The 24,011-nt window shown below is 67.6% G+C and carries 22 protein-coding genes and 1 tRNA gene; 21 read left to right on the top strand and 2 right to left on the bottom strand.

Translation table 11 applies throughout. From position 1 onward, the window contains the following. The 3 genes from D6850_RS08520 to D6850_RS08510 all read left to right on the top strand — a co-directional run bounded on the left by D6850_RS08520 (position 1) and on the right by D6850_RS08510 (position 2,327). Entirely contained in the window at positions 1 to 816 is an 816-nt protein-coding gene (locus D6850_RS08520) for a phosphodiesterase (protein ID WP_245964139.1), read from the top strand. A 195-nt stretch (positions 817 to 1,011) separates the two neighbouring features. Continuing rightward, positions 1,012 to 1,086: transfer RNA gene (locus D6850_RS08515), tRNA-Gly, on the top strand. A 170-nt stretch (positions 1,087 to 1,256) separates the two neighbouring features. Further along, positions 1,257 to 2,327, top strand: coding sequence for a YihY/virulence factor BrkB family protein (locus tag D6850_RS08510; protein ID WP_245964138.1), 1,071 nt, complete (start codon positions 1,257 to 1,259; stop codon positions 2,325 to 2,327). Positions 2,328 to 2,340: 13 nt separating this feature from the next. Here the strand turns inward: D6850_RS08510 and D6850_RS08505 are convergent, their stop codons facing one another. Together D6850_RS08505 and D6850_RS08500 are read right to left on the bottom strand one after the other, a co-directional pair. Continuing rightward, positions 2,341 to 3,378, bottom strand: a complete 1,038-nt coding sequence (locus D6850_RS08505) for an AI-2E family transporter (protein ID WP_245964137.1) — start codon at positions 3,376 to 3,378, stop codon at positions 2,341 to 2,343. Between the two features lie 90 nt (positions 3,379 to 3,468). Continuing rightward, complete coding sequence (locus D6850_RS08500) at positions 3,469 to 4,200, bottom strand: Crp/Fnr family transcriptional regulator (RefSeq protein WP_121165834.1); 732 nt, start codon at positions 4,198 to 4,200, stop codon at positions 3,469 to 3,471. A 140-nt stretch (positions 4,201 to 4,340) separates the two neighbouring features. Between D6850_RS08500 and D6850_RS08495 the strand changes: the two genes are divergently transcribed. The 18 genes from D6850_RS08495 (at position 4,341) to D6850_RS08410 (ending at position 24,004) form a co-directional block, all read left to right on the top strand. Continuing rightward, positions 4,341 to 4,694 carry a hypothetical protein gene (locus D6850_RS08495; RefSeq protein ID WP_166434025.1) on the top strand — a complete coding sequence of 118 codons (354 nt, stop codon included), beginning with the start codon at positions 4,341 to 4,343 and terminating at the stop codon, positions 4,692 to 4,694. A 417-nt stretch (positions 4,695 to 5,111) separates the two neighbouring features. After that, on the top strand, positions 5,112 to 5,780 hold the full coding sequence (locus D6850_RS08490; protein WP_166434024.1) for a response regulator transcription factor: 669 nt from the start codon (positions 5,112 to 5,114) through the stop codon (positions 5,778 to 5,780). A gap of 213 nt (positions 5,781 to 5,993) precedes the next feature. After that, the gene (locus tag D6850_RS08485) at positions 5,994 to 6,389 is read left to right on the top strand and encodes a hypothetical protein (RefSeq protein ID WP_147438878.1); all 396 of its coding nucleotides are present in this window, start codon (positions 5,994 to 5,996) and stop codon (positions 6,387 to 6,389) included. A gap of 1 nt (position 6,390) precedes the next feature. Beyond that, positions 6,391 to 6,981 (top strand): Pvc16 family protein, encoded by a 591-nt coding sequence (locus D6850_RS08480; protein ID WP_121165826.1) that lies wholly within the window; start codon positions 6,391 to 6,393, stop codon positions 6,979 to 6,981. Beyond that, entirely contained in the window at positions 6,978 to 8,063 is a 1,086-nt protein-coding gene (locus D6850_RS08475) for a hypothetical protein (protein WP_121165824.1), read from the top strand. Before D6850_RS08480 ends, D6850_RS08475 begins: the two co-directional genes overlap by 4 nt. 30 nt (positions 8,064 to 8,093) lie before the next feature. Continuing rightward, complete coding sequence (locus D6850_RS08470) at positions 8,094 to 10,157, top strand: phage tail sheath C-terminal domain-containing protein (protein WP_121165822.1); 2,064 nt, start codon at positions 8,094 to 8,096, stop codon at positions 10,155 to 10,157. A 13-nt stretch (positions 10,158 to 10,170) separates the two neighbouring features. After that, positions 10,171 to 10,620, top strand: coding sequence for a phage tail protein (locus D6850_RS08465; RefSeq protein WP_121165820.1), 450 nt, complete (start codon positions 10,171 to 10,173; stop codon positions 10,618 to 10,620). A gap of 15 nt (positions 10,621 to 10,635) precedes the next feature. Continuing rightward, positions 10,636 to 12,957, top strand: a complete 2,322-nt coding sequence (locus D6850_RS08460) for a phage tail sheath family protein (RefSeq protein ID WP_121165818.1) — start codon at positions 10,636 to 10,638, stop codon at positions 12,955 to 12,957. After that, on the top strand, positions 12,954 to 13,469 hold the full coding sequence (locus D6850_RS08455; protein WP_121166859.1) for a phage tail protein: 516 nt from the start codon (positions 12,954 to 12,956) through the stop codon (positions 13,467 to 13,469). The genes D6850_RS08460 and D6850_RS08455 overlap by 4 nt, the downstream gene beginning before the upstream one ends. Before the next feature lie 9 nt (positions 13,470 to 13,478). Then, on the top strand, positions 13,479 to 13,661 hold the full coding sequence (locus D6850_RS08450) for a hypothetical protein (protein ID WP_121165816.1): 183 nt from the start codon (positions 13,479 to 13,481) through the stop codon (positions 13,659 to 13,661). Beyond that, a complete protein-coding gene (locus D6850_RS08445) occupies positions 13,661 to 14,383 on the top strand; it encodes a CIS tube protein (protein WP_206019231.1) in 723 nt (240 codons plus the stop codon). Before D6850_RS08450 ends, D6850_RS08445 begins: the two co-directional genes overlap by 1 nt. Then, entirely contained in the window at positions 14,380 to 15,645 is a 1,266-nt protein-coding gene (locus tag D6850_RS08440; protein WP_121165814.1) for a phage late control D family protein, read from the top strand. Before D6850_RS08445 ends, D6850_RS08440 begins: the two co-directional genes overlap by 4 nt. Next, the gene (locus D6850_RS08435; RefSeq protein ID WP_121165812.1) at positions 15,642 to 16,157 is read left to right on the top strand and encodes a phage baseplate assembly protein V; all 516 of its coding nucleotides are present in this window, start codon (positions 15,642 to 15,644) and stop codon (positions 16,155 to 16,157) included. The genes D6850_RS08440 and D6850_RS08435 overlap by 4 nt, the downstream gene beginning before the upstream one ends. Beyond that, positions 16,157 to 16,924, top strand: a complete 768-nt coding sequence (locus D6850_RS08430; protein ID WP_121165810.1) for a hypothetical protein — start codon at positions 16,157 to 16,159, stop codon at positions 16,922 to 16,924. The genes D6850_RS08435 and D6850_RS08430 overlap by 1 nt, the downstream gene beginning before the upstream one ends. Next, entirely contained in the window at positions 16,921 to 17,337 is a 417-nt protein-coding gene (locus D6850_RS08425; RefSeq protein WP_121165808.1) for a GPW/gp25 family protein, read from the top strand. Before D6850_RS08430 ends, D6850_RS08425 begins: the two co-directional genes overlap by 4 nt. Continuing rightward, entirely contained in the window at positions 17,327 to 19,324 is a 1,998-nt protein-coding gene (locus D6850_RS08420) for a putative baseplate assembly protein (protein WP_121165806.1), read from the top strand. Before D6850_RS08425 ends, D6850_RS08420 begins: the two co-directional genes overlap by 11 nt. Next, a complete protein-coding gene (locus D6850_RS08415) occupies positions 19,324 to 21,510 on the top strand; it encodes a phage tail protein (RefSeq protein WP_121165804.1) in 2,187 nt (728 codons plus the stop codon). Before D6850_RS08420 ends, D6850_RS08415 begins: the two co-directional genes overlap by 1 nt. Before the next feature lie 13 nt (positions 21,511 to 21,523). Continuing rightward, positions 21,524 to 24,004 (top strand): WD40 repeat domain-containing protein, encoded by a 2,481-nt coding sequence (locus tag D6850_RS08410; RefSeq protein WP_121165802.1) that lies wholly within the window; start codon positions 21,524 to 21,526, stop codon positions 24,002 to 24,004. Positions 24,005 to 24,011: the final 7 nt, after the last annotated feature.

The following is a 24,011-nucleotide window of genomic DNA, read 5'->3' as shown; positions in this document are numbered from 1 at the left end:
ATGCCGCTACGGGGCCTGCGCAAGATCATCGTGCTGACGGACCTGCATTTCATGCCCGAAGGCGGGCGGATCGGCCATCTCGACCCCGCCGCCCGGTTCCGCGCGGTGCTGGGCCACGCGCTGACCCATCAGAGCGATGCGGAGCGGATCATCATCACCGGCGACCTTGCCCATCACGGGCGCGCGGAGGAATACGCGCGGCTGCGCGCCGCGCTTGCCGACTGCCCCCTGCCCGTTCACCTGACGCTCGGCAACCACGACCGGCGCGCGGCGTTCCGCGCCGCCTTCCCGGGTGCGCCCTGCGACGATGCGGGCTTCGTGCAGCAGGTAATCGACAGCGGCGATGTGCGGCTCATCCTCCTCGACACGCTCGACGAGGATGCGGCGATCGAACACTCGGGGCGGCTCTGCGCCGAGCGGCTCGATTTTCTCCAGAGCGCGCTGGCGGGCGCCGGTGGGCGGCGCGTGGTGATCTTCATGCATCACCCACCCGTCGACGTGGGCTTTGACGCGATGGACGCCATCGGCCTTGCGGACAAGGAAGCGTTTCGCGCGACGCTCGCGCGCCATGGCGCCGTGTCGCAGATCGTCGCCGGGCACGTCCACCGGACCATTCACGGCAGCGTGGCGGGCATTCCCGTCAGCGTGCTGAAAAGTCCCTGTCACCAGTCGCCGATGATGGGGCCGGGGACGGACACCCACGCCTCGGTCGATGAGCCCGGCGCCTATGGAATCGTCTGGTTGCATGACGGCGGCGTGATCGTGCATAGCGAGGACGTGGACGTGCCGCACCGGCGGCTGCTCAGCTACGCGTGATCCGGATGAGCGCTTGCGGCGCGCCGGAAGGCTTGCAGGGGGCGCTGCCCCATGGCGTTGAATTTGCGAGAAAATTCAACGCGCCCCCGGGATATTTGGAGCAAGAAGAAGCGACGGGAAATAAAATCGCCACACCTGTGCAGTTTGCCCTTGCCAGCACGGCGCAGAGTTTATATCTCCGCGTTACCCAAGGATGCGGGTGTAGCTCAGGGGTAGAGCGTTACCTTGCCAAGGTAAATGTCGTGAGTTCGAATCTCATCACCCGCTCCAAACTTTTCCAGAAGTATCAGTGCCGTAGGCTTGGCCGTTGAGCGGATGCGCCGGAACCGATGCCCCGCCCGCGACGTTGGGTTCCGGGCTGGAGATTTGCGGGAGACATATCATGGGCGCGATCCGGGCACCCGGCGGTCGGACGATCTGGCAAAAGAACGGGCCGCGGCATGCCCGTGGCGTCTGAAAAGCGCATGGCGCGCCGCAACCAACGGGACGCATCACAGGCCGCCGAGTCGGACAGTATGCGCGCGCGCCGGCCCGGCGATCTCGGGTGGCGGACATGGTGGCGGGTCGCCGGGCGGGTCCTACGGCAGGCGGATGAACGCAACCTCGGGCTGATAGCCGCCGGGGTCGCCTTTTACGCGCTGTTGTCGATCTTTCCGGGGCTGGCGGCGTTGATCGCGCTGTGGGGGTATTTCGCCGATCCCGTGATGATCAGCGAACAGATGGGCATCGCCAAGCAGCTGTTGCCCGCGGAGGCGTTCACGATCCTGAACGACCAGACAAGCAAGCTCATCGCCGCCAACAATTCGACGTTGCAGCTGACCAGTCTCATATCCATCCTGCTGGCGATCTGGACCGCGCGCAACGGGGTTGCGGCGCTGATCCGGGGGATGAATTCGATCTACCGCGAGAGGCACCGCCCCAACCCGATCCGCCGCTACGCCGTGGCGATCCTGCTGACCGCGGTGCTGATCATCGTCGGGCTGTTCGCCTTTGCCTCGGTGGTGGTTCTGCCGGGGGTCTTTGCGCTCTTGGTCGTGACGCCGCTCACGGGCGCGCTGCTCGTGCTGGTGAAGTGGGTCGTGGTCCTCGCGGTGGTGTTCTTCGGCATCTGCCTGCTCTACCGCTACGGCCCCAACCGGCGGGGCGCGCGGGTGGCGTGGCTCACGCCAGGGGCGTTTCTATCGCTGTTCTGCTGGGCGGCGGGGTCGGCGGCCTTTACGCTCTATTTGCAGAACTTCGGGCGTTTCAACGAGGTTTACGGCTCGCTCGGGGCGGTGGTTGCCTTGCTCTTCTGGTTCTATCTCAGCGCCTATATCGTGCTGCTCGGCGCGCAGTTGAACGCCGAACTGGAGCTGAGCACCGCCCGCGACACGACCATCGGCGCGGACGCGCCGCCGGGGCTGCGCCACGCGTTCGTCGCCGATCATGTCGTGGGCAGCGACGGCGGAACCCGGATCGCCGAGGAGACGCGCGCCGAGCCGAAGACCCCTGCCGGCATAGCAGAGCCCTGAACGCCGCCCCGCGTCAGCCGTGCTTTCCGATGACCTCGTCGCCGTCGAAAATGTCCAGCAGCGCCAGCACGGTGACCAGCACCGGGATCGCGACGATCCCGCCGATCGGTCCCCAGAGCCAGAGCCACACCACCAGCGACACGAAGACCAGCAGCGGGTTGACCGAGATGTTGCGCCCGACAAGCGTCGGCGTCACGAACTGGCCTTCGATCATGTTGAGACACAGGAAGATCAGCGGCGGCACGACGGCGAACAGGCCGTTGAACGCCACCACGCCCGCGACAAGAAGCCCGGCCGTCACCGTCATCGGCCCGAGATAGAGGATATAGTTGAGTCCCGCCGCCACCGCGCCCCAGACGATCGGCGCCGGAAGCCCGATCAGCGCCAGCGCCCCCGCCAGCGCCGCGCCCAGCGCCAGGTTGATGAGCGTGATGGTGAAGAAATAGCGCGAGACCAATATTTCCGCGGTGCGAAAACGGTCGCGGATGCGGTCGGCCTGTTCGCGCGTGCGCCCCGACCAGTGCGAAATCCAGTCGTAGATGCCCGCCCGCGTGAGCAGAAAGAAGAACAGCGTGCCCAGAAAGATCAGGGCCTGCGCCAGGATGACGGGCGCGAAGAACAGAGCGTCGGTGAGGTTGGGAACGCTTTTCGCCACGTCACCCTCTTCGCCGCCCGCCGCCTTGGCCGCGCCGTTGGAGGTTCCGAGCGCCTGCTCGACCTCCTTGTTCACCTCGTCGAGACCGCGGATCAAGCCGCGCAGCTCTTCAACGAAGTAGCGCAGTTCGAAGCGGATCCTGGGCATGGCGTCGGTCAGCCGCCAGATCAGCGGCTCGATCAGGAAGGCGATGACCGCGAACAGCAATACGAAGACGACCAGCACCCCCGCCGAGACGAGGCCGCGCGGCAGCCCCATCCGCTCCATCGCCTGGGCGAGCGGCGACAGGATGACGCCCACCACCACCGCCAGCGTCATCGGCGCGAATATGTTCTCGCCGATCTTGAGCGCGGCGAACCCGGCGATGAGCGCGATCAGCACGACCGCGGTACGCAATATGTTATCTCGTTCGGAAGAGAGCGGCATCGGCAACGTCTTTCATGCGGAATCAGGCGGCAGGATCGGCGCCGGGCGCGGACAGTTTCATCAAATCAGCGGGCGTTTCATCATCTCCCGCTTTTCATCCAGCAGGCCCATTTCGCACAGTTTGCCATAGGAAAGGATTTTCAGCGTTCCGTTGCGCCATTCGGCGATTCCGCGTTCGCGCAGTTTCTTGAGCGACTTGTTCGTATGGACAAGCGACAGGCCGAGCGCATCGGCAAGATCCTGCTGCTTGTAGGGCAGCTTCATCACGCCATTCTGCGCGAGGCCGAGGGATTCGCCACGATCATGCAGCCGCACGAAAGCCCGCGCGATGCGGGCCAGTCCGTTCATGTGTCCGATGACGACAAGGCTTTCACCGAGAAAATGCTCTTCGACAGCCGCAAGCCACGTCAGGTCAAACGCGCGCTCTGGATGGTCGCGGAACAGCCCCCAGAGCGTGCGTCGGTCGAAAACGCAGAGCACCATGTCCGTGCTGGCCTCGACCGAATGCTTCATCTCGCGCATGACGCCGGCCTGGAGCCCGATAAAATCACCAGGCATCACAAAGCTGATCACCTGCCGTTCGCCGTTTTCCAGCATCTTGTAGCGCAGCCCCATGCCGTCGAGCACGGTATAGAGCTGCGGACTGCTTGACCCTTCCAACATCAGCGTGGTGCCCGGCTCCACCTTGAGCTCGCCGGCCTTGAACTCCTGCATGAAAGCGAGTTCGCATTCGGACATTTCCACGAAGACGTCCCGCTTTCGCAGCGGACAGTTGATGCATTTGGTTGGCATGACGCCCCCTGTCCCATATGTCATAATTTAATGCGTTGACCGAGGATTTGTTCCATGATCCTCTTGCCTAGAGGGAAATTCAAATGTCGAACTTGGATGGTTGCGCCGTGAAAGAACCGCCTGACTGTCTGCCAGATTCCGTGCCGACGCCCACCTATGTCGTGCTCGAGACCAACCCGATCATCGCGGCCGACCTGTGCGGCACGATCGAATCATGCGGGCATTGCCGCGTCGTGCACGTCACGGATATCCGCGCGCTCGGATCGGCATTGCAGGACATATCGCAGGTGCGGGTGGCGTATCTCGAATTGAAGCGCCCGGAACTGGAACAATCCGGGATCGGCGCGCTGCTGCGCGATCGCGGGGCGCATATTGTGCTCACCATCGGCGAAGCCGATGGCGACGCGACGCGCCACCCGAAGGTGAGCGTGCTGCCGCGCCCCTTCACCGAGCAGATGATCCTCCAGTCGCTTGCCGAGGTCTCCGCCGACTGAGGACTCTGCGCGCGGCGGCGGCCCGGCCTCGCCCGCCGCTGGGGCGGGCTTGGCCATTTCTTGCCGATGACGACGCGCGCCCCGAAGGGCCGGCGCGAAGCGGCGCAACCCGGCATCCGACCCAGCTATGGCTGCCGCTTCCGCGAAACGCCCGAAGCCGCCCGCGCGCCGGCCGACGGTTGAGGTGTCGCCTCAAGCGCGCGCGACTCGCGGTTAACGGTTGTCAGCTTGAAGCGAATCGCGCCTCGGTATAAAATTTCCCCGGTAGATTAGTTCCATATTCAACTCGCTTGCGGGCCGGCGCAATATTGTTCACACGCGTCGCGCCGTGTTCTCTGCAGGTCGAAACCGCTTCTTCCGGGTGCGATGTTTTCGGCGCGCCCGTGTAATTTCTGCACGGAGGCTCAGGGGACATTCATGGATATTTCGGCGCGACGACAGCAGCCATGCGATCTTCCCCGGGTCTTTGTCGCAAGCAACGTCAAGCTGGTGATGGAGGGGCTGCACCTGCAACTGGGCCGGTGCGACAAGATCGCGCTTCTGGGCCGTGGCCGGCTCAATGCGCGGACCGCCGCGCGGATCAACGAGAACGCCGCCGACGTGGTCGTGCTCGACGTCGGCTCGGCGGGGTCCGGCAAGTTCGCCAGGACGCTCTGCGGCACGAGCCGAGCCGTTCCAATGGTCGGCGTCGCCATCGGCAGCACCCGGCATGACATCGCGGATTGGGCGGAACTGGGCGTCAAGGGATTCGTCGACGATTCCGGGTCGATCGAGGATGTCGTGGACGCCATCGAACGGGTGGCGCGCGGCGAGTTCTCAAGCTCGCCGCAGACCACCGCCCAGCTTGTCACGCGGCTGATCGAGCGGGTCGAACGCCGCCTGTCCCCCGAGGGTGCGCGCCAGCTCACCCCGCGCGAGACGCAGATCCTCTTCAACCTTGAGCGCGGCGCCACCAACAAGGAGATCGCCCGGCGGCTGGGGATCAGCCCGGCGACCGTCAAGAACCACGTTCACCGCGTCCTCGAGAAGCTCGAAGTGCGACGCCGCCAGGAAGCCGGCGCGATCGCGAGATCCGGGCGCATCTGACGCGCGGCCCCCCGACGGCGACGGGGGCGCCATGGACCATCCCGAATGAGAAAACCCGCCCCGGCCCGTGCTGCACGGGCCTTTTTTCATGTGCGCGCTGCGATGGTCCGGACCGGTTGGCCCGGACCGTTGGCCCCTGCCCCATGGACCGCCGCGGGCCGGACGGTTCAGGGCGGAATCCGATCCCTTCGGTCCATGGCGCGGTGTGCGGCGATGGCGCAGCATGGGGCGGCACTGGAGGACGTCATGACTGCATTACCGCTCAGGGTATTGGCCGACCGGATTGCACCGATGCACTGGACATTGGTCAAAGAGGCGATTGCGCGCTGCGAAAACGCAAAGGTCGTTGCCCATGACGTCGCCCCAGAAAACATGGAAACCGCCCTCAGAAATCATGCGCCGGACGTGCTGATCCTCGGCGCGCAGGTCGCGCCCGCGCAACGTGCGCTGCTTGAGGATTGGCTGCAAGGCGGGTGGTCCCGCCGCAAGGTCATCACGCTCTTTGACGATCCGTCGCTGGGTGAGCTGCGCGAATGGCGGCTGGTTGTCGAAAGCCTCACCGACATATCGCTGAACTCGCTCTGCACCGCCATCCAGGGGAGGGGTTGAAATGGCCGACTCCTCCGCGATCAGCCATGTCAGCCAGTCGCTTCGCGCGATCCTGCTGTCCACCTTCACCGATGCCGGGCCGTTCGTCGGAACGACGATCGATCTGCGCTCACCTAGGGAGATCGGCACGCCCGCGGGCGGGGCCAATACCGTGTCGCTCTGGCTCTACCGGGTGCAGCGATTTGGCGAACTGGAGAACGCGCCGCCCACCGTCAACTCGGACGGGCGGCTGGTTCCGGCGCCGCTGGCGCTGACGCTGCATTACCTGGTGACGCCGCTGACCGCTGATGAAGTGACGGCGCACCGGCTGCTCGGACACGCGATGCAGGCGCTCAACGCGCATGCGCGGGTGGGACCGGAATTCACCCATGCCGGCCTCTCGGGGAGGGGCGACGAACCCCTCGCCGTTCATCTTGAAAAGCAGTCGTTCGAGGACAGCCTGCGGATCTGGCAGGCCCTGAACGAGCCTTACCGCCTCTCGGTCCCCTACTTCGTCCAGTACGTCGCCATCGAATCGTCGCGCAGCTTCGAGACCGCGCAGCCCGTGACCGAGCGCAACGTCGATTATCGCCAGATCATAGGTGTGTCATGAGGGGGGCGCTCGTCACCGTGGGCGGGCGCCAATACGAGGTCATCCCCGACCTGCGCGCGGTTGACCGCGCCTTTGCCATCGCCGCCGTCACCGACGACGCGGACGGGCGCGCAATCGCCCGCGAGGTGACGTTGGCCAGCAATTCCCCGGCCACCTTCTCGGCGAGATCCGACCGCGAGGTCGCGCTCGCGGGCAACCCGAACCTCGCGTTCATCGACCGTTCGGTTCCGCATTCCGTCACGCTGGACCTTTCCGCGCCGGGCTATCGCGACGCTTCCGTCGACGTGACGATCCCGGCTTTCGCACCGCTGCCGCATCGCCACGACATCGCGCTGCGCCGCCTGCCGTTCACCATGACGGGGCGGGTGTTCGGGCGCAGCGCCGGGCCGAACCCGACATTCGATCCGCTCGCCGGCGCGGCATTGACGATCTCCCCCATCCCGGCGGCGGGGGGCGAGCTGCCGCTGCTGCTGCGTCAGCCCTTGCGGGCCGACGCGGGCGCGGCGGCCACGATCCGGCGGCGCGCAATCGCGCCGCTGGCGTCCGTCGCCGCGATCGACGACGCGCTTGCGGGCCAGGCCCTGCTGGCGATCGACGACGGCTCGGGCGTCGCCGACGGTCAACTGCTGCGCGTCGGCCCGAACCATCGCCGCTTCTACGCGGAGGTGGCGCAACTCATCGCGCATCCCGACCGCCCGGCCCCCGCCGCGCTGCTCACGCTGACCGAAGGTCTGGCCGGCACGGTCGGGGCCGGCGCGATGATCGACCGCTTCAACCCTGGCGGCTTTTCCGGCAGCACCGGAAACCTCATCGGGGCCGCCCATGCCGGCGAGGCCGTGATCTCGCTGGACGCGCTGCCCGCGGCGGGCGGCGTATTGGTCCTGCGCGAGGCGGGCCAGCCGGACCGCTACCACGACGCCCAAGCGCTGAGCGGCCCCAACGGCGACTACCTCATCGCCGGCATGGCGCGCATCGACGCCCCGGCAATCGAGGTCAGCGCCGCCGGCTTCACCACCAATACCAGCACCTACGAGGCCGATCACCTGAGGGCCGGTCCCGTCGACTGGTATCTCGTCCCATGATCCCGCGATCCAACATAAGGAACATCTGCCATGGCTGAGTATCTCGCCCCGGGCGTTTTCACCGAAGAAGTCGACCTGAAGCCCCCCGCCATCGAGGCCGTCAGCACCAGCACGACCGGCATGGTCGGCCACGCGGTGCGCGGGCCGGAATTCGGGCCGCCGGTCCTCGTGACCAACATGCTGCAATTCCGCCAGCGGTTCGGCGGCCCGCTCCCGGCGGCAGCCGGAACCGCCGGAGAGATGTTCTACGCCGCGCAAGGGTTCTTCGCCAATGGCGGGCGGCGGCTTTACGTCATGCGCGCGCTCGGCCCCACGGCGAGCGCGTCGGAATTCGCGACCGAAGGCGGAATGATCACCCGGCTCGCCGCGGGCGCCGACGCCACGGTGGGCACACCCGATATCCGGGTGCGCAGCACGCTCGGGCTCGGAGCGGGGACCGCGCTGACGCTGTCCCATGTCGCAGACGGCGTGACCTACGCGTCGAGCGCGCAAACCATCGCCGCCGGGGGCATTGATGCCGGCACGGGGGACGTGACCCTCTCCGCGAATATCGACATCAGCCCGGCCGGGCCGACGGAATTCCCCGCGCGTTCGTCCTGGGTGTCGAGCGACCTTGCGACGCTGGACGCGGACGGCATCCCGCAGACCGGGGCCCGCCCGTCCAGCGTCACCTTCGCGGCGGCCGAACCGGGCGCATGGGGCGACAACATCGTTGTCACCACGCAGCGGGTCGTCGCGGCGCGCGGCGTGGCGGACGATTTCGTCGGCGTCCCGGCGGTTGACGACACGCGGATCCGGCTGCTTTCGGCGGCGGGGTTCTACGTCAATGCCTGGGTGCAGATCGACCGCGGCCCCGACGCCGACAAGATGCTGCGCCGGGTGACGGCGGTGAACGGCGCCATCGTGACGCTCGAAGGGCCGGCGGTCGCGACCGTCGCTCCCGTGGCGCCGGCGACGGAAACGGTGCTGACGGTCCAGGAATTCGCGCTGAGCGCAAGCTATGACGGCGTGACCGAGACCTATGACGCGCTCACGCTCGAGAACGTGCCGGGCAAGTTCGTCGTCGACCGGATCAACCAGGAATCCGCGCTGTTGCGGGTCGATCCGGCGTCGGTTCCGGGCGACGCCAACCCGCTCAACTTTCCGACCGGCGACGACGGGCTGACGCTTCTGGCCACGACCGCCGGGGTGGACGACGCGCCCACCGCGCTCGAGGTTCGCGGCACGGATGGCGGCCCGGGCGCGCGCACGGGGCTGCGTGCGCTGGAAGAGGTCGAGGACATCTCGATCATCGCCGTGCCGGGCTGGGGCGACAGCAGCGTGCAGGGCGCGATGATCGAACAGTGCGAACGCATGCGCTATCGCGTGGCGCTGCTCGACCCCGAGGTGACCGGCGGCGCGGTTCCGTCGTTGACCGACATCCAGTCGCAGCGGCTGCGCTTCGATACGAAATACGCGGCGATCTATTACCCGCGCATCATCATTCGCGACGCCGCCGACCAGCCCCGCGCCATCGGGCCGTCGGGCCACATGGCGGGCCTCTGCGCGCGCATCGACAATGAACGCGGCGTGTTCAAATCCCCCGGCAACGAGGTGATGCGCAATCTCACCGATCTCGAGGTGATCGTCACCAAGGGCGAGCATGAGATCCTGAACCCGCGCCCCAACAACATCAACGTCATCCGCGACCTGAGACCCGACGGCCTTGGCATCCGCATCTATGGCGCGCGCTGCATCACCAGCCTTGCAGACTGGAAATACCTGGCCGTGCGCCGTCTGTTCATCGCGATCGAACGGTCGCTTGAACTGGGCACGCAATGGGCGGTGCTGGAGCCGAACAACCCCCGCCTCTGGGATCGCCTGGTCGGAAGCGTCGATGCGTTCCTCACGCAGCAATGGCGGGCGGGGGCCTTGCTGGGCGTGAAGAAGGAGGATTCCTTCTACGTCCGCTGCGGCCTCAGCACCATGACGCTGCAGAACATCGACAGCGGCGAGCTCGTGATGGAGGTGGGCATCGCACCCGTCAAACCGGCCGAGTTCGTCATCATCCGCATCAGCCAGACCCCTAGCGGGTCGTTCTCCAGCGAAGCCTGAGAAAGGAAACGTCATGCCCGACAGACACCGCGCAAACCCGTTCACGGGATACAATTTCCGCTTCGAGGTCGACGGCGTGGGCGAAGCCGCCTTTCGCGAATTCTCGGGGCTGACCTTCGAGGTCGACCAGGTCGAATACCGCGACGGCGACGACCCCTACCTGCACGCCCGCAAGCAATACGGGCTGCGCAAGTTCACCAACCTCCAGGCCAAGCGCGGGATCACCACCGACCTGCAACTGTATAACTGGTGGCAGGAAGTCCTGAACGGCCCCCCGCAGCTCAGGGACGGGGCCATCGTCCTCACCGATGAGCTTCAGGTCGACCGGCTGCGCTGGTCCTTCCGCAACGCCTTCATCACCAAATGGGAGGGGCCGAGCTTCAACGCCACCTCGAACGACGTCGCCATCGAGATGATCGAGATCTCCGTCGATCGCGTCGAACTGACGCTGGCGGCGGCATAGAAAGGCGCGAGGACCGTGTTTCAGCCTCTCAACCCCGGCCTTCACGTCAGGCATGTGCGCAACGCTCCGCCCGAACCGGCGCGGATCGACGTGGCGGCGTTTGTCGGCATTGCCGAACGCGGCCCCGTCGGCATGGTCGAGGTGCTGGAGGGCTGGCCGCAATTCGTCGCGACCTACGGCGATTTTCAGGCCAACGCCTATCTTGGCTTCGCTGTTCGGGGGTTCTTTGACAATGGCGGGCTGCGCTGCCACGTCCTGCGCGTCGCAGCCCCCGCGCTTGAGACGCAGACGACCGGCGCCCAGCCCGCGGACCGCACCGCCAGCGCCCTTGCCGAGACCACGGGGGTGCGCGCCGGGGCGGTCGGGACGCTCGTGCAAAGCAGCGCCACCCAGAGCCAGGGCGCACAGCCCGCGGACGGCAAATCCACGGTGGTGGCCAGCCTCGCGGGAATGATCGCCGGCAATGTTGCGCATCTGCAGCAACCCGGCGCCCGTCCCGCGCGGCGCGAGATCGTCGCAGTGGACGCCGCGGCGATGTCGATCGCCTGGAGCGCGCCGATCGCAGACGCCTTCGATCTGACGCAGCCGATCAGTGTCTCTTCGACCGCGCGCGACGAGAGGCTGGTCGCAACGGTTGCGGGCAATACCGTCACCTGGTCGCACCCGTTCGAGGATCGCTTCGATCTTAGCAAGACGATCCACGTCGGCTTTGGCGCGGCGGTCGCAAGCGGCATCATCTATGACGAGGCGGGCGATCCAATTCTGACGGTCGAGGCGGCCGATCCGGGCCGCTGGGGCAATGCGCTCAGCCTGCGGATCGCGACGCATTTTTCCGGCGACTACATGAGCCGGGAAAGATCGACCCCCGACCCGGGTGACCGCCTTTCCATTGACCGGGTGGACCGGCTGGCGCCGGGCAGCCTGGTCGAGATATCGCAGGACGGCGCGACGATGCACCGCACGGTTCTGGACGCGGTCGACAGGGCCGACCTGACCGTGACGCTGGCGGATTCGCTCGTCGGGTTCGACATGACGGGTGCGGCGGATGGGACGAAACCGATCCACATGCGCCGCCGCGCCGCAACGCTGTCGGTGCGCGAGGCTGGCCGGCTGATCGAGACCCACGAGGACATCGACCTGCCGACCCCCACAGCGGCCACTGAAAGCCCGGTCAACGACCGCTCGCGACTGGTGCGGATCGCCCTTTTCCCGGGCGCCACGGATCGCTGGATCGACGCGCAGTCGCCGCTGCTGGAGCGCGGGCTGCTCATGATGCAGGGCGGGCGCGATGGAACCGCGAACCTTCAGCCCGCGGATTTCACGGGCGCGGCGGGGCTCATGCTGTTCGACGACATCGCCGAACCCGCCGCCATCGCCATGCCGGATATCATGCTGCCCGACCTACCCGCGCGCGAACATCTGCCCGAAGACCCGCCCGAACCCGATCCCTGCGCGCTCTGCCCCGATCCGGCCAATCTGCCGCCGCCCCCAGGCCCGGCCACGCTCACCGAGGCCTCGCCCGGTTTCTCCCAGGCGTCCATCGAGGGCATTCAGCGCGACATGGTCGAACATTGTGAACGGCGCGGCGACCGGGTCGCGCTGATCGACCCGCCGCTTGCGGCGGGCGGGCGCTGCCCCGACCTGCCCGACCTTATCCGCTGGCGTCAGCAGTTCGACAGCAGCTACGCCGTGACCTATCACCCGTGGATCGACGTCGCCGACCCGTTCGACCGCGCCGGGCGAATTGTCCGCCGGATTCCGCCAAGCGGGCACGCGCTCGGGCAGTTCGCGCTCGCGGATCGCGATCCCGGTCGCGCCGCCCCGGCCAACAGCCCGCTGGCCTTCACCGCCGCTGCCGCCTGCCCCATCGACGACGCGCTGCACGCCATACTGAACGAACACGGAATCAACGCCATCACGGCGCGTCCCGGGCGCGGCATCCGCATCATGGGCGCGCGCACCCTGTCGAGCCATCCGGACTGGGTGCAACTGACGGTCCGCCGCCTGATCATCCGCCTGAAGCGCGGCTTCCGGCGCGCGCTGGCCTGGGCCGTGTTCGAACCCGCCAACGCGACGTTCGAGCAACGGGTGATCGCCACGATCGAGGCCCTGCTCGAGATCGAGTGGCAGGCGGGGCGGCTGCGCGGCGCAACGCCCGACGACGCCTTTCGCGTGGTGATCGACCGCGAGGCGGCGACAGTGGACAACGGCGAATTCGTCGTTCTCGTCGCCGTGGCCCCGACGCTTCCGGCCGAGTTCGTGTTCCTCCGCCTCACCTTCACGCTCGACGCGATGGACCTCGCCGAACTGACCGCGACAGGGGGGTGGCCGACATGAGAACCGACGACCCCGTCCTTGCCCATAACTTCACCATCTCCTTCACCGAAAGCGCGGGTGTCGGGTCGCTCATCCAGTTGGCCGTCGGCAGGCCGCCCGAAGCCGGTTTCGCCGAATGTTCGGGGCTCGAGGTGACCATCCCCGCCGAGAGCTATCCCGAAGGCGGCAACAACGGCACGACGCTCAAATTCGTCGGGCGCGCGAACTGGTCGAACATCAAGCTGCGCAAGGGCGTCGTCACCTCCGCCGACCTCTGGCGCTGGCATCAGGATTTCATCGAAGGCGCCGGCAAGCGGCGCGACGGCGTCATCAGCCTGCTGGACGACCAGCGCGAAACGGTGCGGGTCTGGCGGTTCGTGCGCGGGCTGCCGGTCCGCTGGGCGGGTCCGGCGATGCATGCGGGCCAGTCGCAGGTCGCAGTCGAGGAAATCGAGATCACCCACGAAGGCCTGCGCCAGACCGGCGCGGGAAGCGGATCGCTGGCCGACACGGTCAGCAACCTGTTCAGCTAGGAGACAGACATGGATGTCGATATCCAGGAAATGACGGCAGAGGCGCTGGCCGTCGATCTTCGCGCGCTCAAGGCTGAGATCGTCGCCGAGATCATGCGCCAGGTCGAGGACGAGCGCCGCTCCGAAAAGCGCCGCGACCAGGAGCGCGGGCTGCGCGGCTCCGCGCTCCGCCGGCCGCAGGATCTGGTCTGATGCAGTGGCTCGCCAAAGCCGAGATGCAGCGCCTCAAGGCGGATGGATCGGTTGTCGGCGCGCCGCTGGAAGTGGCGTTCAATCCGACCGAGTTCACCCTGAACAAGACCGCGCAACTGGCCGAGATCGCCGTTCCGGGCCTCGATTCGACGATGCTCCAATACGTGCGCGGCGAGGCCGAGACGCTGACGCTCGACCTGTTCTTCGACAGCACCGACGAAGGCGGCGCCGGCGCCGACGCGGCCCCCGTGACCCGCAAGACCGATCCCTTCTACGACCTGGTCCGCATCGACCCCGCGACGCGCGCCCTGCCCGTCGTGCTTTTCGCTTGGGGCGCGGACAGTTTCCCCGGCGGGCGCAGCTATTCGACGCTGGGCGCCGGGCGGCATGGCTTCAAGGGCGTGGTCGAATCCGTGCGCCAGCGGTTCACCATGTTCTCCTCGCTCGGCAAACCGCTGCGCGCCACGATTTCGCTGACGCTGAAGGAATACAAGACCCTGTCCGAGATGGTCGCAGAACAGGCCGTCGCCGGCGACGAACGCGCGCAGGCGCACACCGTTTCGGAGGGCGAGACGATCACCGACATCGCCGAGCAGCAGGGCGGCGACGGTTCGGACTGGCGCGACATCGCGGAAAACAACGGCGTCGACGACCCCGAGGCGATCCAGCCCGGCGAGGTGATCGAGATGGAGCCGATGCACATCACGGGAACAGCGCCATGACCGCCGAGATCATCCGCCTCTCCGAAGACCAGCGGGATTTCTACGTTCCCGATTTCCAGGTCTTCATGTTCGGAACCGTCCCGCCGATGGACGCCGATCCCGACAGCACCGCCTACCCCTCGGGCGCCGTGCGCGATGTGGTCGAGGTGAAATACGAGGACGGGCTCGAACAGATCGACGGTTTCACCCTCGTGGTGAACAACTGGGACGCCGAGCGCAACCAGCCGATCTATTACGGCCATTACGCCACCGTGGCGAGCGACGCGCATCCCGACTTCTTCGAGCCGGGGCAGGAGCTTCTTGTTTCAATGGGTTATCACGGAAACCTCAACCACATGGTGCTTGGCATGGTCACCTCGGTCGATGTCCAGTTTTCCGAAAGCGGCCATTCCAAGATCGTCGTCAGCGGGCTGAACGTGCTCGACCGCCTGCGCGACCGACAATACACCTGGTCCTGGCCCGAGGACGGTTCGGTCGGGGTCCGCGACAGCGACATGGCCGAAACCCTGTCGCGCCCGGCGGAGCCGGACAACAACAAGCCCGGCTTCGGCATGCCGGTGCGGGTCAGCGACGCGGCCCGCGACGAAGAGCCGGTCCATGACCACATCTTCATGAACGGGCAATATCCCATCGTCTTCCTGATGCAGCGAGCCCGCGCTCTGGGGTATCACGTCGTGCTCGAGGAGGATTACGACGACGAGGGCAACCCGACCCGCGTGATCCGCTTCGGCCCCCCCGACGAGGCGGCGCGCGAGGTCAGCTACGTCCTCGAATGGGGCAAGTCGCTGGCGTCGTTCCATCCGACCTACGCGAATTCGCAGATGATCTGGTCGGCCAAGGTCTGCGGCTGGGACCGCAACGCCAAGGAACGCATCGAGGTCACCAAGACAATCGAGGACATCCCCGCGGCCGAGCGGCCGAACGCCGACCTGATCGGCGTGGCCCGCGCCGCCAATCGCGAGGAAGTCATCATCGACCCCCCCGCCCAGACCCAGCAGGAGGCTGAACGCCGCGCCATCGACGCGCTCAAGGGCAGCTACCAGACGCTTGTGACGGCAACGGCGAGCTGCGTCGGCCTGCCCCACCTGCGCGCCGGCCAGACGGTTCACATCCTCGGGGTCGGGCGGCATTTCGAAGGCGCCTACAACGTCCTGACGACAAGCCACGTCATCAACGACCAGGGCTACCGGACCAGCTTTACCGCGCACCGGATCAACCCGATCCCGCAGGGCGCCGCGAGCGGCGCGGGAGGCGGGACATGAAGACGCGCGAGGGACTTGTCACCGGGCTGGTGATCGAGGTCGACGACCCCGACGACCTCGGGCGGGTGCGCGTGCAGATGCCCGGAGAGCCGGGGCGCTCGGACACGGCGTGGGCGCCGGTCGCGGCGCCGATGGCCGGCAACGACCGTGGCATGTTCTTCGCCCCCGAGCTCGAGGACGAGGTCGTCATCGGCTTCCTCGGCGGCGATCCCGAACAGCCGGTGATCCTGGGCTACACATGGAACGGAGTGGACAAGCCGCCCACGCCCCACCCGCGCGAACGGATCATCCGCTCCAAGAACGGTCACACCATCCGGCTGATCGATTCCCCGCCGGGCGCGGAAGGCGCCGGGACGATCGCCATCGAGGACGCCAACGGCAACAGGATCGTGCTGTCGAACGGCAAGATCGTGCTCAAGGCGCTGGCGCTGATCGAGCTCGACGCGCCGATCGTGCGGATCAAGGGGCCGGGGCGCGACCGGGTCGTCAATGTCGGAGGCGCGGTGATCTGATGCTGCACGAAGACACCATCCCCGTCCCCGACGAGCTCAAGGAGCTGATGGCCCTCCCGGCCTGCGCCGACGTGTCTTTTCCGCAGGTCGGCGATCTCGGCATCAGCCTGCCGAACGGTGGACGGATACAGGCCATCCCGGACCTGACCAACGGCATCCCCGACGATTGCTCTCTGGCGACGAACCTGTTGATCCAGCTTCAGCCCTACCTGGCCAGTATCGCCTGCCTGCTGAAAGTGCTGGGCCTGATCGAGCCGCTGATCAAGGTCGTCAAGGGTCTGAACCCGCCCGACCCCATCAAGCTGGCCCAGGCGGTGCCGGATTTCATCGAGGCCGCAGCCGCGCTTGCGCCCTGTCTCGGCATGCTGATTCCCGGCGTGCCGATCTACAACTTCGTCAAGGACCTGCTGCGGCTAATCATCAAGATCATCAAATGCATGATCGGCAGCCTCCAGACCGTGCTGGGCGTCATGCAGGGCATCGGTTTGCGGCTCGAGGCGGCGGAAGCCGCGGGCAACACGCAACTGAAGGCGCTGCTGGAATGCGCGCAGGAGAACGCGAGCAACTCCGCCCGCCACGCGCAGGCCGCGCTTGGCCCGGTCGAGAACCTGATGCCGATGGTGATGAGCTTTCTCGAACTGGCCGGCGTGTCGTTCGAGCTGCCCGAACTCGGCGATCCCGAGGACGCCGAAGCTCTCGCCGAAACCATCCAGAAACTCGAGGAGACGGTCACCGTGCTCGAACAGATCATAGAGAACCTGCCATGAGCGCGCCGCGCAAATTTCTCGGAACGGGCTTTGCCTTTCCGCTGCGGGTCACGCCGAACGGCGGCATCGCGCTCGTCAGCGAGGAGCGGCTGGTGCAGCAATCCATCTGGCTGATCCTCGCCACCGGCAAGGGCGAACTGAAGCGCAACCCGACCTTCGGCTGCGGCATCCATGACTTTGTTTTCACTGACAATACCCCGGCCAGTCAGGCGCAGATCGCACATCAGGCGCGCGAGGCGCTGCTGCACTGGGAACGCCGGATCGACGTGATCGACATCCATGTCGGCGACGGCGAGGCGCCGAACCATCTGCTGATCTCGATCGAGTATCGTCTGCGCGCGACCCACGCCTTCGGCAACCTCGTCTTCCCGTTCTACCTGCTGGACGAAGGAGGGTCGGGCCGTGCCGCTTGAAGCGCCAAACCTCGACGACCGCCGCTATGACGACATCGTGGCCGAATTCCTGCGCCTCAAGCCGCGCTTCCTGCCCGAATGGACCGACTGCAACGACAGCGATCCGGGCGTCGCGTTGGCCAAGCTCTTCGCCTGGATGACGGATCTCACGCTCTACCGGATGAACCGGGTGCCGGACCGCGTCTACATCAAGATGCTGCAAATGGTCGGGATCGAGCGGATACAGGCAAGCCCCGCCGGCGCGGTCGTGCGTTTCACGCCCTCGCGCGACGACGTCGCCGAGATCGTGGTCCCCGCCGGAACGCAGGTCGCGGCAGGTGGCGACGAAGACGGCCCCATCGTCTTCGAGACGACCGAGGCGGCGCCGGTGCTCGGCGCGCCGCTCAGCGCGATCCAGGTCTGGGACGGCTTTTCACACAGCCAGGCCACCACCGCCGCCGAGGCCGAAGGCCAGACATTCCACCCGTTCGGGCCGCGCGCGCGCGATGGCGCGGCGCTGATGCTGGGCTTTGCCGGGCCGGCCCCGGCGACCAACGGGCCGATCCATCTTTACGTCCGCACCGCCGAGACCGACGGCCCGCCCCCGCGCGAAAGCCGCACCGACCCGGCAAAGGTCTATGACCTGCCGCCGCCGGCCGCCCTTGTCTGGGAATATTTCGATGCGACCCACTGGCAGCCGCTCACCCTGTTGCGGGACGAGACCACGGCCTTTACCCGCGACGGGCTTATCGTGCTACGCGGCCCCGGAACGGGCGCCAAGCTCACGGCGCGCGGCGACGTTGCCGAACCGCTCTACTGGCTGCGCTGCCGGGTCGAGACGGCAAGCTGGGAAAAGGCGCCCGACCTTGACGCGATCCTCGTCAACTGCGTCGAGGCGCGCCAGCACACCACGCTTCGGGGGGAAATCCTCGGGCGCAGCCTCGGCGTGCCGAACCAGACATTCACGCTGTCGCGCAGGCCGGTATTGATGCGCAAAACCCCGGAAACAACCGTCACCCCGGACGGGCGTGTGGTGACGATCCGCTCCGTCGCGCTCGAGGTGGACGAGGGCGCGGGCTTCACCCCCTGGCAGGAGGTCGAGGATTTCCACGCCTCCGGGCCCGAGGACCGTCATTTCACCATCAATCACGCGACCGGCCTCGTCGCCTTTGGTTCGGGCGAGAAGGGGCTGATCCCGCCGGTCTTTGCGCCCGCCAGCGGCGTGGGCAACATCATGGCGCGCGATTACCAGTCTGGCGGCGGGCGGCGCGGCAACCTGCCCGGCGGCGCAATATCGACGATCCAGAGCCACCTGCCGGGCGTTCAGGGCGTCATCAACCCGTTCCCGGCGACCGGCGGCGCCGATGAGGAAAGCGTCGATGCCGCCAAGGCGCGCGCTGCGTCCGAGATCGCCGCAAACGGCCGCGCGGTGACGGCCATCGACTTCGAAACGTTGGCGCTTCAGGCCGGGGTGCGCCGGGCCAAGGCGCTGGCGCTCACGCATCCGCGCTATCCGGGCGTGGAAATCCCCGGCTCGGTCACCGTGATCGTGGTGCCCGACGGCGACGCGCCCAACCCGACGCCCAGCGCCTACACGCTGGCGAAGGTCGCCACCCATCTTGACGGGTTGCGCCTGATCTCGACCGAGTTGCACATCGTCGCGCCGACCTACAACGAGGTGGCGATCGAGGCGGATATCGTCACCGGCCGCACCGCCAATCCCGAAACGGTGCGCGAGGATCTGGAGGCGCGTCTCAACGCCTTCCTGCATCCGCTGACGGGCGGCGCGGACGGGCTCGGCTGGCCGTTCGGCGGCAATATCTACTACTCCGACATCTATCGTCTGGTGATCGAGACCCGCGACATCCTGAGGCTTTCGGACGGGCAGCTTGCCATCCGCGTCAACGGAGAGCTCGCACCGTTCTGCCGCGACATCGAAATCTGCCCCGGCGAGCTGGTCTTCGCGGGCCGGCACAGCCTGACGCTGTTTCCGGAGGGCCGTGGCTGATGAACGCGCAACCAAGCTTCCGCCTCGATCCCCTCACCGGCTGGCGCCTCGCGTCAAGCGAGGGCATCGCCTGGAGCGCGGACGGCGCCACGCTGGCGCAGCGGCCCGGCACGCTTCGCCCGCTCGATGATCCGAGCGGCGACCTCGGCGGGCGGGCCATGCCGCGCCGGGTGGCGGCTGGACCGGGCGGGCAGCTATATCTGATCACCTCCAAGGGGCGGCTGGTCTGGTATGATCCCTGCCTTGAGCGCTTCGCGCCGGTCCCCTGCGGGCAGGACGGGCGGCTTGGGCTGCTCGACCCCATCGCCATCACCGTCACAGCCGCCGGTGAACTGCTGGCCCTCGACGGCCAGGCGCGCATGGTGACCGCGCTGTCGCTGGCCGACTGGCGCCTCAAGCGCCAATGGGGGCCGTTCGTCGTGCAGGACGGCGCGCTCTGCCCCGCGCGCCCGCGCCCCGGCATCGATCCGGCGACCGGGCGCCCCGATGGCACGCTGGTCCTGCCCGGCGACATCTGGGATCCCCGCGATCTCGCCGTCCTGCCCGACGGACGGATTGCCGCGAGCGACCGCGAGACCGGGACAATCGCGTTCTTCGACTGGCGCGGCTGGCTGCAATCGCAGACCGCTGGCGCCAGCGACGAACAGGCGCCGCTGCAAGGCCCCGACGCCTTGGCCGTCGGCGCGGATGGAACGCTCTTCGTGCTCGAGGCGGATGCGCCGGGGATTGCGCAACTGGGCTGCGATGGCCGGATCATCGCGCGCTCGGACAATGGCGACGGCCTGCCCGCGCCGATCGAGGCGGCGACGCTGGCGATCGACCGGGACGGCACGATCTGGGTGTCCACGCGCCTGCCCTGCGCGGCCCGCCCGCATTGCTGCGACCCCTCGGGACGGATCGCGCCGCATGCGGGCGACTGCCTGGCGCCAACCGGGTGCAGCCTTATGGCGTTCGACGCCGATGGTCATGCGATCCTGGGCACGTCCCGCCAGCCCTGCCTGCACCGCGCCGAAGAGATCGCGCGGCTCGAACATGGCCAGCTTGCCTTTGAGCGCCTCGACGGCGGGCGCACGGGCACGGTCTGGGACCGCGCGCGGCTTGACGCCGACATCCCCGAGGGCGCCGTGATCGAACTTCTGGCCTATAGCAGCGACAGCGCGCTTGACGCGCTGACCGTGGACGCGCTGCCCGACACTGCATGGACGGTGACCGCTCTCGGCCCCGCGACGGGCGAGGTGGTCGCCGCGATCCGCACCCGGCCGGGGCGCTATCTCTGGCTGCGGATGCGGTTCAGCGGCGATGGCCTGCTCACCCCGACGCTGCGCGCCCTGACGATCACCTATCCGCGCAACTCCTCCGCCCGCCACCTTCCCGCCGTCTGGTCGTCCGAGCCGCAAAGCGCCGATTTCCTGCAACGGTTCATGATGCTCTTCGATGAAATCCGCGCGGGCGTCACCGGGCATCTCGACGACCTGCCCGCGCTGATCGACCCGATGGCGACCCCTGCGGCCGAGGCCGGCGCGCACGGGGCCGACTTCCTTGACTGGCTGGGCGGCTGGATCGGGCTTACGCTTGATCGCAACTGGTCGGCCGCGCGCCGGCGCCGGCTGGTGGCCGAAGCGCCCGCCCTGTTCCGGATCAAGGGCACGGTCGAGGGGCTGCGCCGCCATGTCGAGATTTACACCGGCATCGACCCGAAGATTGTCGAGCATTTCCGCCTGCGCCGCTGGCTGACGCTGGACGAAAGCCGGCTCGACGGCTCCGCGGCCCTGTGGGGGCCGGAGCTGATCCGGCGTCTCGAACTCGACGGTTATGCCGAGATCGGGCGTTTCGCGCTGGTCGACGGGGGCGACCCGCTGACCGACCCGATCGCCGCCTTCGCCCACCGCGCCACCGTGTACGTGCCGGTGTCCGAGGGTTTCAGCGACCGCGATCTCGCCGCGCTCGAGGACGTGGTGGATGCCGCGCGCCCTGCGCATGTCGAGGTCGACGTGCACGTGATGCAACCGCGCTTCGTCATGGGCTGCGACACGCTTCTTGGCGTCAACACCATCCTCGGCAGCGGCATCGAGACAGCCATCGCCGACCGTTCCACCCTCGGCGACGATATCCGGCTTGCCGGTCCGCCGCACGTCTTTTCGCTGAGCCCGGGCACGCGTCTGGGCGTCGACACAACCCTCGAATGACCAGGAGCCTGCTATGAGCCACGGATGCAAACCGGTCGACTGCCCCAGCTGCGATCCTCCCCAGCTGGCGCGCAACACGCTGTTCGACGGAAAGCCGATGAGCGCCAAGGACTTCCTTGACGAACAGCTTTATTTCCTGGGCAAGCACCACCGCCACAACCAGTATCTGCACGGCTGGGGCACGGCCTGCGGGCTCAGGGTCGTTGAGCACCCGAACCCGGCATGCCGCGAACAGTTCGTCGTGGTCGAGCCTGGCTACGCGGTTGACTGTTGCGGGCGCGAGATCCTCGTGCGCGAACCGGCGATGATCGATCTGCGCGCGCTGTTCCTCGACACATGGCGCACCCGCGAGGAAACCGACGATGCGCCGGACGCGGACCAAACCCACCGCATCAGCCTGGTGCTACGCCACGCCGAATGCCCGACCGAGCCGGTGCCGGCCGTGTTCAACGGCTGCGGCGCAGAGCAGGATTGCCTGCCCGGCAAGCTGGTCGACGGCTACCAGTTCGAGGTGGCGCTCGACCGCCCGGTGACGGAGCCGGCGATCGGGCTCGACACGGTCGAGTGGACATCGACCAACAACATCGACCGCGCCAATGCGCTGATCGTCGATCGCGCCGGCGGGCGGCTTTACGTTCTGACCGACGAAGCCCCGTCCGAGCTTTTCGCGCTGGACAGCGATACCGACGCCATCGTGGCGAGCGCGGGGTTCTCGGGCATGCAGGGGCGTTCGCTGGCGCTTTCGCCCGATGGCGCGCGGCTTCTCGTCATGCTGGTCCCCGATGGCGGGGGGGATGCGGAGATTTCCGTGCTCGACACCGCCGATATCGCCGCTGCGCCGATCCGCACGCTTGCCGCGCCGGGGATCGGCGAGACGGCGTTCATGACCTTTCTGGGGGATGGGCGCCTCGCTGTGGCCTCGGCCGACGACGCCACGCTGCGCGTCTGGGACGACGATGTCGGCGCCGCCGCGGACCCGGCGGCGCCGAATGAGATTGCGCTGCCCAACACGATCGCCGGTCTGGCGCCGGGCGCGGGCGGCGGCTTTGCCTATCTGCACTACTCGGACGCGGGCGCGCTCAGCGCGCTGCGTCTGTCGGACCTGTCGCTGATCGACATGCCGCTTGCCGACGCTGGCAGCCGGATCGCGCGCGCCGCCGTCACGCTGCATGACGGCGCGGACCTGCTGGCGCTGGTCGACGAGGCGGGCGAGCGGATCCTGCTGCGCGCCGCCACCCCCGACGCGGCGAGCGCCCCTGACCGGCTGAGCGCCGTCGGCGACCCAGTCGAAGGCGTGGCTGACACGCCTCTCGCGGCGGCGTTTTCGGACGGGGGCAACTGGCTTTACCTTTTGCTCGCAACCGCGACCGGCGAGACGCAGTTGCGGCTGTTGTCCGTCTCGCGGCTGATCCTGGGCCAGCCGCCCGTGTTGAGCGGCGCGATACCGGCGCCGCCCGACGCGCGCGCGCTGGCGCTGACCGGCGACCGGCGGCTGCTGGTGACCTTCGCGGGCGACGCGCCGGACGCCGATCCGCGCGTGCCGGGGGGGCTGGCGGAGTACGACATCCACGGCGATCAGTGCATCGACCGATTGAATACCGTCCTCGATCCCTGCCCGACCTGCGAGGAAAACGACGTTCTCGTGCTGGCGACCATCGCCGGCTATCGGTGGGAAGACCCGTTCACCGACGCGGTGATCGACAACCGGGCCGAGCGCAGGTTGCTGCCCTCCACGGCGCTTCTCACCGAGATCCTGACCTGCATGGCCGGCGCCGGAACCGGTCAGCCCGGAGAGCCCGGCCCGCCGGGACCGCCCGGACCGCCGGGCGCTGACGGCGAGGACGGGCAGAACGGACAGAACGGACAGGACGGCGAAGACGGACAGGACGGCGCGGGCTTGCGCGACGACCTGCCGCGCATCGTCGGCATCAACTGGCCGCATGACGGCATTATCGAGGAAGACGGCGAGCAACTCGATCGGATCGAGCGCGACGGCCTTGTCGTGGTTTTCGACCGCGACCGCCCGGTGCTCGCGCAGACGCTGCACGCCCAGTCGGTCCAACTGTTGTTGCGCAGACCGAACGACCGCGGGGACGGGCGCCTGGATACCTATTGCTACTGCAACGTGGAACTACGGATCGAACCGCTGATCGTCGACGCGGTCTGCGGCGAAACGTTCGAAGCGCCCCCCGAGCCAAGCGCGGATCCGGTCGTCACCGGCGTCAGGCTGCGCCCGATGGGGGTCAACAACGAACCCGCGCGCCTGCCACGGGGGCGATATCGCGTCATTCTCGAAGGCGACCACATCCTCGGCGAGAAAGAGATCGAAATCCCCGATCCGAACGACCCGGACGCCACGATCCTCGTCAATCCCGCGCTCGACGGGAACCACTTTGCCCCCGGTCTTCCGGCGCGATGCCCCACGGGGGACAGGGTCGAAGGCGGCCGCTTCCTCAGCTGGTTCGCCGTCGGCTTCCAGGACGATGAGGGCTGAGCTCGAA

It is taken from the genome of Roseovarius spongiae (assembly GCF_003651245.1).
Lineage (GTDB): Bacteria > Pseudomonadota > Alphaproteobacteria > Rhodobacterales > Rhodobacteraceae > Roseovarius > Roseovarius spongiae.
Note: the sequence above shows the minus strand (reverse complement) of the source record. Positions and strands in the feature narration are given on the sequence as shown.